Source organism: Rhizobium hidalgonense (genome assembly GCF_005862185.2).
Taxonomy (GTDB): Bacteria; Pseudomonadota; Alphaproteobacteria; order Rhizobiales; family Rhizobiaceae; genus Rhizobium; species Rhizobium hidalgonense.
In genome coordinates, this window is record NZ_CP054027.1 from 3,285,570 (window position 1) to 3,297,538 (window position 11,969).

Sequence of the window (11,969 nt, forward strand, 5' to 3'; positions counted from 1 at the left end):
GTATTTTACGAGCTAGCCCGGAGGTCTTTCGGGCTGCGCCGGATTTCGTCCAGCCCGCTTGAAATGACCGCCTGCGCTGCCGCCAACCTCGCGATCGGCACGCGGAACGGCGAGCAGGAGACATAGTCCAGCCCGATTGTCTCGCAGAAGCGGATCGAGGCCGGGTCGCCGCCATGTTCGCCGCAGATGCCGAGCTTCATGTCGTTGCGGGTGCGCCGGCCGCGTTCGGCGGCGATGCTGATCAGTTCCCCCACCCCGTCGAAATCGAGCGAGATGAAGGGATCGTGCTCGATGATGCCCTTGCGCTGATAGGTGGGGATGAAGGCGGAAGCGTCGTCGCGCGAGATGCCGAAAGTGGTCTGCGTCAGGTCGTTGGTGCCGAAGGAGAAGAATTCGGCGGCTTCGGCAATCACATGGGCGCGAAGGGCCGCACGCGGCAGCTCGATCATCGTGCCGACGAGATAATCAATCTTCATGCCGGCCTCGGCCATGACATTGCCAGCGATGGCGTCAATGCAGGCCTTGACGTAATCGAGCTCGGTGCGCAGGCCGACCAGCGGAACCATGATCTCCGGCACCACGGCCGCCCCGGTCTCCTTGGCTGCGGCCACCGCCGCCTCGAAGATGGCGCGGGCCTGCATCTCGACGATTTCAGGATAGGAGATCGCCAACCGGCAGCCGCGATGGCCGAGCATCGGATTGAACTCGTGCAGCGCATCGACACGCTGGCGCAGCGCTAAGGGCTCCATGCCCATGGCGAAGGCGACTTCGGCCACCTCGTCATCGGTCTTCGGCAGGAATTCGTGCAGCGGCGGATCGAGCAGGCGGATCGTCACCGGCAGGCCGTGCATGACGGTGAAGAGGCCGGTGAAATCCAGGCGCTGCATCGGCAAGAGCTTGTCGAGCGCCAACCGCCTGCCCTTTTCATCTTCGGCGAGAATCATCTCGCGCATCACATGGATGCGCTCTCCCTCGAAGAACATGTGCTCGGTGCGGCAAAGGCCGATGCCTTCGGCGCCGAAGGAGCGGGCGGCGCGCGCATCGGCCGGGGTATCGGCGTTGGTGCGCACCGTCATCCGCCTGGCCCGGTCGGCCCAGCCCATGATGCGGCCGAAATCGCCCGACAGCTCCGGCTGGATCATCGGCACCTCGCCCTTCAGCACCTGGCCGGCCGAGCCGTCGATGGTGATGATATCGCCCTTCTTCATCGTCACGCCGACGCCGAGCAGCCGCTCGTTGCGCTGATCGATGCGCATGGTGCCGGCGCCGACGACGCAGGGGATGCCCATGCCGCGGGCAACGACCGCCGCATGGCTGGTCATGCCGCCGCGCGTCGTCAGGATGCCTTCGGCGGCATGCATGCCGTGAATATCCTCCGGGCTGGTCTCGACGCGGAGCAGAATGACCTTGCGGCCCTCGGCTTCCGCCTCCACCGCCTCTTCGGCGGTAAAGACGATGGCGCCGGTCGCAGCACCCGGCGAGGCCGGCAGGCCGGTGCCGATCACCTGGCGGGTAACGCGCGGATCGATCGTCGGATGCAAGAGCTGGTCGAGGCTCGAGGGCTCGATGCGCAGCACCGCCTCTTCCTCGGTGATCACCTTCTCATCGACCATGTCGACGGCGATCTTCATTGCCGCCCGGGTCGAGCGTTTGCCCGAGCGTGTCTGCAGCATCCACAGCCGGCCGCGCTCGATGGTGAATTCGATATCCTGCATGTCGCGGTAATGGATCTCGAGCTCGGTGCAGATGCGGCAGAGCTCGCGAAACGCCTCCGGCATCAGTTTTTCCATCGACGGTTTTTCGGAGCCGGAGGAAATCCGTCCCTCCTCGGTGATGCTTTGCGGCGTGCGGATGCCGGCAACGACATCCTCGCCCTGGGCATTGACGAGGAATTCGCCGTAAAGCGCCCTTTCGCCGGTCGAGGGGTTGCGGGTGAAGGCGACGCCGGTGGCCGACGAATTGCCGAGATTGCCGAACACCATCGCCTGGATATTGACGGCCGTGCCCCAGGCTTCCGGAATATTGTGGAGCTGGCGGTAAGTGACGGCGCGCGCGCTCATCCAGCTGGAAAACACCGCGCCGACCGCGCCCCAGAGCTGGACTTCGGGATCCTGCGGGAATTCCTGCTCCAGCTCCTCCTCGATCAGCCTCTTATAGAGCGAAACGATATGCTGCCATTCGGAGGCGCTGAGTTCGGTATCGAATTCGTGGCCGAGCTTGGCCTTCTCATCCTCGAGGATCTCCTCGAAGGCATCGTTGCCGAGACCCATGACGACATCGGCATACATCTGGATGAAGCGGCGGTAGCTGTCCCAGGCAAACCGGGCGTCGCCGGCATCGTGGCCGAGCGCCTGCACCGTTTCGTCGTTGAGGCCGAGATTGAGCACGGTGTCCATCATGCCCGGCATCGAGACGCGGGCGCCGGAGCGCACAGAGAGCAGCAGCGGCTGGCTGGTGGAGCCGAAGCGGCGGCCGGTGATCGCCTCGATCCCGGATATGCCGGCGCGCACCTCGGCCTTCAGCCCGTCCTCGATATGGCGGCCGTTCTTGTAGTAGGTATGGCAGGCATCGCCGACGATCGTCAGCCCCGGCGGAACCGGCAGCCCAAGGGCGCACATCTCCGCCAGATTGGCACCCTTGCCGCCCAGAATCTCGTGATCGCGCGCCCGGCCCTCAGCCTGCCCGTCGCCGAACGTATAGACCCACTTGGTCATCTTCCCCCCAACACCAAACCGGGATTAGCTTAATCCGTTGGTGTTGAAATGAAAATCGACAAATGCGGCAGAATGTTGCATTGCACAATAAATCTTCGCTCCGAAACGATTGAAACATCATCCGGCACGAAGGCGTGCATAAAAAAAGCTTTGCGGGACTGCAACAGGTCCCGCAAAGCCTTATTTCCGTCCGGCCAGGAAAACCGGACGGGGGGTCCCTCAACCCAGGGCACTTTCCTCAAGTAATGGAATGCCCTATCGCTCCGTCTTCACGCAATTCCTGCGAAAGCCGCTTCCGCGCGTTTCCTGGAATTGCCCCCGATTTCCCGGCTCTTGCCCTCTGGCCGGAAAACCGCATGCAAATTCGACAATACGCTCCTTGACCGCCCGCGTTTCCACAGAAGCAATCAGGTTGCGTTGAAACAACTTCTAATGCAAGTCATCGCAAAGAGCATCACCCAAATGGGGTAGAGACCGCAAAGAAGCCGACCTTTTTTGGTGCTTAAGAAAATTCCGGCGAAAGTGCAGGCCTTTTCAGCCGCTTCCGGCCGTCAGCCCGATTGTCTCAGCTCATCAGACGCAACTCTTCCGTGCGCTGGATATCACGCCATATGGCGAGGTGTTACGCAATATGAATGCGCTTCCCGCTGGTCCGTGTCGGCCGCCCGTCCCAGGCCTCGAGTCGGCCACGCCGCTGCTGGTGATGGAGGCGAAGGGTCAAGCCCGAGGAGGACGGAGGATGAGGTGACCGCGGCAGCACGAGGGAGTGCAGTGTCATGCGACATCTCCGCCCCGAAGATCGCCGAGAGCAGCCCCTCATCCGGCTGCCGCCACCGTCTCCCCGCAGGCGGGGCGAAGGGATATGCTGCACCGGCTTCCTCCGTCTCGACGTTGCTTTTGGCACGTCCCCTCTCCCCGTCCGAACGGGGCATCGGGCCTGAGACAGCCGTGGTCCTTGAGCCTGGGATCCATGCTCCCCGCAAAAGCTCAGGCAATTTCGCGCAGGCGCTCCGCCGTCTGCAGGTCGACGGAGACGAGGGTGGAGACGCCTTGTTCGGCCATGGTGACGCCGAAGAGGCGGTTCATGCGGGCCATGGTGATGGGGTTGTGGGTGATGATGACGAAGCGGGTTTCGGTCGACGCCGCCATTTCGTCCATCAGGTTGCAATAGCGCTCGACATTGTGGTCGTCGAGCGGCGCGTCGACTTCGTCGAGCACGCAGATCGGCGCCGGATTGGTGAGGAAGACGGCGAAGATCAGTGCCATCGCCGTCAGCGCCTGTTCGCCGCCTGACAGCAGAGTCATGGTCTGCGGCTTCTTGCCGGGTGGCCGCGCCAGGATTTCGAGGCCCGCTTCCAGCGGATCGTCGGATTCGATCAGCTGCAGCTCGGCGGTGCCGCCGCCGAACAGATGGGTGAACAGCCGCTGGAACTGGGCGTTGACGACGTCGAAGGCGGCGATCAACCGCTCGCGGCCTTCGCGGTTGAGGCTCTGGATCGCACCGCGCAGCTTGCGGATCGCATCGATGACGTCGTCGCGTTCCTTGATCAGCGCTTCGAGCTTCTCGCTCAGTTCCTTCTGCTCCTCGTCGGCGCGCAGGTTGACGGCGCCGAGCCGCTCGCGCTCGATCTTCAGGCGTTCGAGCTCGCGCTCGACCTCGCGCAGATCGGGAAGCGCCTGCATGGTCGGGCGCCCTGTGAGTTGCAGCGCCTCGTGCGGGGCGACATTCAGCACCTCGCGGATGCGGCCTTCGCTTTCCTGCCGCTTCTCGCGGGCGGAGACCAGGCGCTCCTCGGCGCGGCCGCGGCGTTCACGGCATTCGGCAAGTTCCGACAGTGCGGTCGTCGCCTTGTGATCGGCTTCGCGCTGGATGCGTTCGGCCTCGGCCAGCAGGTCGCCGGAATTGCGGCGCGCCTCCTCGGCCTTCTGCAATTCGTTGAGCAGGGCGCGGCGTTTGTCGTCGAATTCATCCGGCGCCAATTCGAGCTCGGCTGCCTCGTCGCGCGCCTCTTCCTCACGCTCGCGCAGTGTGGCGACATGATCTTCGCCGCTTGCCGCCCGCTGGCGCCAGGTTTCGCGCTCCTGGCCGATCGCCATGATGCGGCGCTGGCGGGCCTCGTTTTCCCGCGCCAGGCTTTCGTGGCGGGCGCGGCTTTCGGCAAGCGCACCGCGATCGGTCGCCACTTCCGCCTGCTGGAAGCGCAACCGCTCGTCAATCGTCGTCAGATCGGGCGCATCCTCCAGCTCGATGCGGGCATTTTCTTCCTGGACGGCAATCTCCTCCAGCTGCGACTGCAACTGGCTGACGGCCTCGCTGACGACATCGCGGCGGCGGATCAGATCGCCGGAGGCCCGCTCGGCCGCAGCCAGCGCCTCGCGGGCCTCAGTAAGATGACGAGCCGACAGGCGGCTCATGTCGCGGGCCTCGGCAAGCCTTGCCTCCTGCCCGCGGATCGCCTCGGCGGCCTCCGCCTGCCGCTCCTCGGCTTCGGCGAGCACGTCGCGGGCAAGGGCTGCTTCGCTTTCGAGTTCGGCCAAGCGGTTCTTCTGGGCAAGGCGCAAGGCTGCGGCACTCGGGGCGTCGGCACCGGTAACATGGCCGTCCCAGCGATAGACGGCGCCGTCTTTGGTCACCAGCCGCTGACCGGGCTTCAGCGCCGCCATCAATCGCCCGGCCTCGCCCTCGCCGACCAGGCCGATCTGGCGCAGGCGACGGGTCAGTGCGGCGGGCGCGCTGATATGGGTCAGCAGCGGTGTGACGCCGGGTGGAAGCGCCGGGTCGCCGGCGCCGTCGCCATTGTCCGACCAATGGGCCGGCGCCTCGGCATCGAGCGGCGATTCCAGATCGTCGCCGAGGGCCGCACCCAGCGCGGTTTCGAAGCCGCGATCGACCTTCAGCTCCTCGGCCACCGGCGGAAATTTGCCGGCGGCGGCACCGGCGGCGAGCATGCGGGAAATGGTGCGGGCCTCGGTTTCCAGCGCATTCAGGCTCGAGCGGGCCTGATCGACCGGGGCGCGCGACAGCGCCTCGGCCTGGCGGGCGCCGGCCAACGCCTGCTCGACCGCCTGGACGGCGGCTTCGGCATCGGCAAGGGCGATTTCGCCGGCTTCGACGATGGCGCGTTTTTCGTCCGGATCGGGCAGACCTGATATCTTTTCGCCGATGGCGGAGAGTTCGTGGTTTGCCTCGTCCATCTGGCGTCCGAGGCGCATGCGGCGATCGGTGAGATCGCGGATGGCGCGTTCCAGCTGGTTGCGGCCGGCCGCCGCCTCGGCGCGCTCGGCGGTCAGCTGGGTGAAGATGCGCTCGCTGTCGGCAAGTTTGGCCGCCGCCCCCTCGAAGGCCTCGCGGGTTTCCTCGGCATAACGGCCGGAATCGGCCAGCACCTCTGAAATCTCGGCCTCTTCGGCATCGAGCTTGGCCAGAATGACGGCATTGTCGGCGACCAGCCGCTCCTCGCGGCTGATATCCTCGGCAAGCTGGGCAAGCCGGCGGGTCAGCTCATCGCGGCGGCGCAGGATGCGGCCGGCATCCTCCTCCAGCTGGCTTCTGGCAATCTGCAGGCGCTGCAGGGCAGCCGCCGCACGGGCTTCGCCCTCGCGCAACTCCGGCAGCTTCAGGCTGGCGATAGCCTGGTTCTTCGCCGCCTCCATCTGCATCTGCGCCTTTTCGGCGACGACAGAGGTCGCCTGGTTGAGGGCGCTGTCGGCCTCGGCCTCGGCCTCCTTGGCCTGCACCCAGCGGATATGCAGCAGCATCGCCTCGCGGGCGCGGATATCGGCCGACAGCGTCTTGAAGCGGTTGGCCTGGCGGGCCTGGCGCTTCAGGCTCTCGATCTGGCTTTCGAGCTGCGAGGTGACGTCGTCGAGACGTTCGAGATTGCCTTCGGCGGCGCGCAGCCGCAGTTCGGCCTCGTGGCGGCGCGAATGCAGGCCCGAAATGCCGGCCGCCTCTTCCAAGAGCTGGCGGCGGGCCTGCGGCTTGGCCTGGATCAGCTCGCCGATGCGGCCCTGGCCGACCATCGACGGCGAACGGGCGCCGGTGGAAGCATCGGCAAACAGCAGCTGCACGTCCTTGGCGCGGCTCTCCTTGCCGTTGATGCGATAGAGCGAGCCTTGTTCGCGCTCAATGCGGCGGGTGACCTGGATCTCGTCGCTGTCGTTGAAGCCGGCGGGAGCGGTGCGCGTCGAATTGTCGAGATAGAGCGCCACTTCGGCGGTGTTGCGGGCCGGGCGGTTTCCCGAGCCCGAAAAGATCACATCGTCCATGCCGGAGGCGCGCATGTTCTTGTAGGAATTCTCGCCCATCACCCAGCGCAGCGCCTCGACGAGGTTCGACTTGCCGCAGCCGTTCGGCCCGACGACGCCGGTCAGCCCCCGCTCGATGATGAATTCCGTCGGCTCGACGAAGGATTTGAAGCCGACCAGACGCAGCTTGTTGAACTTCATGCGGAAGCTCCGCGGCGGAGGTTGGAGGTAGTACCCCTGCCGCCACCTAGCCACAAAAAAACGGGCGCACGGCTTTCACCGTCGCCCGTCGTTTCGAAACGATCCGGTTCAGATGAGGCTGTCGATGAGCGCCGACAGGGTGTCAACCGGCATGTCTCCAGAGTAGCGCTTGCCATTGATCAGGAAAGTCGGCGTGGCATTGACGCCAAAATCCTTGGAACCTCTTTCCCGCGTGGCGTTCACTTCATCCAGAAGCTTCTGGTTCGTCAAGCATTTCGTGAAGCTATCCTCAGTAAATCCGGCAAGCTTCGACATCTGAAGCAAGGCGGCGCGCCCGTCATCGGCGGCGGCCCAGACCTGCTGCTGCTTGAACAGCATCGATACCATTGGGAAATACTGTTCCGGCGTACTCAGCTGCTCCGGATTGGAGGCGCTGCAGCGGGCAAGCATGAAGGCGGCGGCCGCACGCGGATCGAAGGGGAATTCGCGGATGATGAACTGCACCTTGCCGGCGTCGACATATTTCTGCTTGATGGCGTCAAAGGTGGTGTTGTGGAAATGGGCGCAATGCGGGCAGGTCATCGACATATATTCGACGATCTTGACCGGGGCATCGGCCTTACCAAGCGCCATCTCGGGCAGCACGCCGGGCTTCAGCACCTCAGCCATATCGACATCGCCGTCGGACTGCGGCATTTCGGTCGCCGACGTCGCCGCCGTCTGCATGGTATCGACATTGGTGCCGTCGGCCATGGTCTTGCCGGAGGACGAAGCATCGGCAGCGTCCTTGCTGTCGTTGCAGGCGACAAGCGCTACGGCAGCTGCGGCGATGGCGATACCGCTGAGCAGGCGGCGTTTCGTCAGTTGCATTTCGGACATCTGCATGGATTCCCCATAACTAATGAGAGTGACGGCATGACTGTGCGATATAACGGCTGACGGCCACTCACAAGCCACGGTTGGCCAACTTCCTTCAAAGAATTGTGACCGTGATGGGACCGCCAGCCAAAAATTGCGGTGGGTGCGCATGTGGACTCATCGATAGACATCGCGGCGGTTGCCAATCAGAGCATGCGCGTTCCCAAGCTCTCGCTCGGCTGCTCGGGCGCAAGCGGAGCCCGGTGCCCCTCCAGGCTGTCGCCCTCCTTAATCTCCGTCATCCCAGGCCTTGAGCCTGGGATCCATGGCTCCGGCTGGCGGACACGTGGATCGGAAGAACCCGCGCTAGCGCCTATCCCTCGGGCAGAGTCGAATTTCCTGTCACTCGCGAGCTTGTGAATTCTCGGATCTCAAACGAAAGTCCGGCGCTTCTATTGTCGCGCCGGACTTCGAAGTCTACCGGATCACTTGCATTCAGGGTCGTCGCCGAAGCCCTTGCAGAAGAACTCGGCTGCATTTTCCTTGGTGATCATCTTTGACGCAATCTCGATTTCCATCGAGCCGTCGTCCTTCTTGGTCAAGGTTCCAAGCTTTTCCAGCGCTGCCGTGTCGTTGGTGGCAAGCGCATGCGCGGCAATGACGCCTTCAGGCGCGACGGTGGAGTAGGTGAAGGTCGCGGTCAGATCGCCCTTGGCAACGGCGCGGATGGCGGCATTCTCGCCGTCGATGCCGATGATGAGGATGCCTTCCTTGTCACGGCCTGCCGCCTGGATCGCCCGCAGTGCACCAAAAGCCATGTTGTCGTTATGGGCGTAAACGGCCTGAATCTGCCCGGCTGGGAAACGCTGAAGCGTGTCTTCCATGAACTTCAGGGCCTTTTCCTGGTCCCAGTCGGCATGGGTTTCGGCGATCACCTTGATTTCGGTGCCGGCGATGGCTTCGGCAAAACCTTCGTGGCGCTCAACCGCGGGAGCGACAGCCGGGTCGCCCTTGATCTCCACGACATTGCCCTTGCCCTTCAGCGCCTCGGCTATGTACTTGCCCGCAAGGGTGCCGATGGGTTTGTTGTGGGGGCCGACGTGCAGCGTGACAGGAATATCGAGGCTGCGCTCGAGCGTGATGACCGGAATGCCGGCGGCCAGCACCTGCTTGACGGTCGGAGCGATCGCGGCGCCATCCTGAGCCGAGATCATCAGAACCTTCATGCCTTGCACCATCAGGCTTTCGACATCCGAAATCTGCTTCGCGGACTTGCCTTCCGCATTGGTGACGATCAGATCGACATCCTTGAAGTGTTCGGCGGCATAGGCCTGGTTGCGTTTGGTCATCGTGTTGCGATGGGCCGAGTTCGAGCTCGCCTGCGAGAAGCCGATGACGATCTTGTCCGCGCTGAAGGCGGGGGCCGCCGTCAGGACGGTGGCGAGGCCGGCGGAGATAATGAGCATGCGTCTGGTGATATTGAGCATTTTAAGTCCTCCCTCTGGTTAACACGCTAGCTGCGTGGCTTTCTTCCGGCTTCGAGCAGCACGGCAAGAACGATGATCCCGCCCTTCACCACCTGTTGTGAGAATGGTGAAACGCCTGCGAGATTGAGAATGTTTGCGATGATTGCCAGCACCATGGCGCCTCCCATCGTGCCCAGAACCGTGCCTTCGCCGCCAAAGAGCGACGTGCCGCCGATCACCGCGATCGTGATCGCTTCCAGTTCGAGGCCGAGACCGGAATTCGGGTCGCCGACGGAAAGGCGGGACAGGAAGATCAGGCCGGAAAGCGCCGCCAGCACGCCGCAGATGATGTAGACGCTGAAAATGACGAGCGGCACATTGATACCGGACAGCCTCGCCGCTTCCTCATTGCTGCCAACCGCATAGATCGCCCGGCCGAACGAGGTAAAGCTCAGCACGATGGCAGCGATGATGCAGACGATCGCAAAGACATAGATCGGTGTCGGCACGCCAAGAATATAGCCGCCGCCGAGCACGAAGAAGCTGTCGGCGAGCTTTCCCGGATTGACGGTTCCGCCGTCGGCAATCATCAGCGCGAAGCCGCGCACCATCACCATGCAGCCCAGCGTCATGATGAAGGCCGGAATGCGGAAGTGGGAAATGCCAAAGCCGTTGACGCAGCCGACGAGCGCGCCGATGGACAGACAGATCAGCACCATCAGCGGGATGGACATGCCCTGTTCCATCAGGACCGCGCCGGTGACGCCGACCAGCGCGACAATCGAGCCCACCGAAAGATCGATCCCCTTGGTGAGGATCACGAATGTCATGCCGATGCCGAGGATCCCATAGAGCGCGACCTGCCTCAGAACGTTCAGAATATTGATGGGATTGAGGAAATGAGGAGAGATCAGCGAGGCGGCGATGATCAGTCCGATCAATGCACCGGCAAGCCCCGTTCCGCGCGGAAGATTTTTCATTATAGTCCCCTCATTAATGTAGCGCCGCAAAGTGCATGACGTCTTCTTCAGTTGCGGTGCGTGCGTCGAGTTCGGCCGTTATTTCGCCCTCTCTCAAAACATACAGCCGGTCGCACAGACCCAGGATTTCCGGTAATTCGGAAGAAGCGATGACGATCGCCAGCCCGCGGGCTTCCGCCAGCTCGACCAGCAGATCGTAGATCTCGCGCTTGGCCCCCACATCGACGCCGCGTGTGGGCTCGTCGGCCAGCAGGATCTCGCATCCGGCGCTGACAAGCCTCGCCAGCACGCATTTCTGCTGATTGCCGCCCGAAAGGTTCTGCGTCGCCGCCGCGGCATTCGGCGTCCTGATCCGCAGCCGCTCGATGAGACCGCTGACTATTCTGCGCTCCCGGCGCAGAGAAAGAAGCCCGAAACGGACGATCTGCGCCAGGCTCGCCGACATGATGTTGAAGCCGACGCTCTGTATCAGGAAAAGGCCCTCCGTCTTGCGGTCTTCCGGCACGAGACCGAGCCCCTTGCTGATGCCGGCGCGCGGCGAACCGATGCTGGTCATGGCGCCGTTGATGCTAACGTCGCCGGCATCGCGCGGGTCGGCCCCGTAGATGGCGCGCAAAAGCTCCGTGCGGCCGGCGCCCGCCAGTCCGAACAGACCGACGATCTCGCCTTTTCGAACGTGGATGCTGACGTTTCTAAGCAGCGCTTGCGTCGAAATACCCCTGGCGGACAGGGCTTCCTCGCCGATCCGGGGCGTACGCTTGGGAAAGACGTCGCCCACGTCCCGGCCCACCATGCTGCGAATGAGATCGTCCGTCGTCAGGCCGTTAGAGGGTCCATTGTGGATGACGGTGCCATCGCGCAGAACGGTGACCGTGTCGCTCAGTTCAAAAACTTCGCGCAGGCGATGCGATATATAAACGAAAGCTACGCCGCTTTCGCGCGCCAGCTGCCTGACAACCCGGAACAGCTGGTCGATCTCCGCCTGCGCCAACACCGCCGACGGCTCGTCGAGAACAATGATCTTCGCGTTGCGCGCCAGCGCCTTAGCGATCTCAACCATCTGTCGTTTGGCAACGGAAAGCGTTCCGATCCGGGCTGTTGGATCGACATCGAAACCAAGCCGGTCGACAACCGCGCTGGTCCGGCGCTTTGCTTCGCCCCAGTCGATCAGGGCACCCTTGCGCGGCAATCGTCCCATCAGAACGTTTTCGGCTACGGTCAGGTGCGGCGCCTGAGCCAGTTCCTGATAGATAACCGCAACACCCCGGGCGATCATTCCCGCTGGCGTCGGATCGAGGACCTCTTCCCCAAAAAGCTCGATACGCCCCTCATCGGCGGAATAGGCACCGGAAAGGATCTTCATCAGCGTCGATTTTCCGGCCCCGTTCTCACCCACCAACGCCCTGATTTCTCCCGGCTGCAGAGAAAACGACACACCTTTCAGGGCCCGCACGCCCGGAAAGGATTTGGTGATCCCAGCAAGAGCCAATGCCGACGTCATT

At 63.4% G+C, this 11,969-nt stretch carries 6 protein-coding genes; all 6 read right to left on the reverse strand.

The features are described from left to right. Positions 1 to 5: 5 nt before the first annotated feature. Positions 6 to 2,714 carry a pyruvate, phosphate dikinase gene (gene ppdK / locus FFM81_RS15970; RefSeq protein WP_138385132.1) on the reverse strand — a complete coding sequence of 903 codons (2,709 nt, stop codon included), beginning with the start codon at positions 2,712 to 2,714 and terminating at the stop codon, positions 6 to 8. Positions 2,715 to 3,701: 987 nt separating this feature from the next. After that, entirely contained in the window at positions 3,702 to 7,163 is a 3,462-nt protein-coding gene (locus FFM81_RS15975) for a chromosome segregation SMC family protein (RefSeq protein WP_138385131.1), read from the reverse strand. Positions 7,164 to 7,271: 108 nt separating this feature from the next. Then, a complete protein-coding gene (locus FFM81_RS15980; protein ID WP_375165028.1) occupies positions 7,272 to 8,042 on the reverse strand; it encodes a DsbA family protein in 771 nt (256 codons plus the stop codon). A 464-nt stretch (positions 8,043 to 8,506) separates the two neighbouring features. Further along, the gene (locus FFM81_RS15985; RefSeq protein ID WP_003569758.1) at positions 8,507 to 9,508 is read right to left on the reverse strand and encodes a substrate-binding domain-containing protein; all 1,002 of its coding nucleotides are present in this window, start codon (positions 9,506 to 9,508) and stop codon (positions 8,507 to 8,509) included. Positions 9,509 to 9,534: 26 nt separating this feature from the next. Continuing rightward, positions 9,535 to 10,467, reverse strand: coding sequence for an ABC transporter permease (locus FFM81_RS15990; protein ID WP_003569761.1), 933 nt, complete (start codon positions 10,465 to 10,467; stop codon positions 9,535 to 9,537). A 13-nt stretch (positions 10,468 to 10,480) separates the two neighbouring features. Then, entirely contained in the window at positions 10,481 to 11,968 is a 1,488-nt protein-coding gene (locus FFM81_RS15995; RefSeq protein ID WP_097537282.1) for a sugar ABC transporter ATP-binding protein, read from the reverse strand. Position 11,969 lies beyond the last annotated feature (1 nt).

Bases quoted from the DNA above. Each gene is read 5' to 3' on its own strand.
- FFM81_RS15985 (WP_003569758.1), bottom strand. From the start codon at position 9,508: ATGCTCAATATCACCAGACGCATGCTCATTATCTCCGCCGGCCTCGCC.
- FFM81_RS15980 (WP_375165028.1), bottom strand. From the start codon at position 8,042: ATGTCCGAAATGCAACTGACGAAACGCCGCCTGCTCAGCGGTATCGCC.
- FFM81_RS15990 (WP_003569761.1), bottom strand. From the start codon at position 10,467: ATGAAAAATCTTCCGCGCGGAACGGGGCTTGCCGGTGCATTGATCGGA.
- FFM81_RS15995 (WP_097537282.1), bottom strand. From the start codon at position 11,968: ATGACGTCGGCATTGGCTCTTGCTGGGATCACCAAATCCTTTCCGGGC.
- ppdK (WP_138385132.1), bottom strand. From the start codon at position 2,714: ATGACCAAGTGGGTCTATACGTTCGGCGACGGGCAGGCTGAGGGCCGG.
- FFM81_RS15975 (WP_138385131.1), bottom strand. From the start codon at position 7,163: ATGAAGTTCAACAAGCTGCGTCTGGTCGGCTTCAAATCCTTCGTCGAG.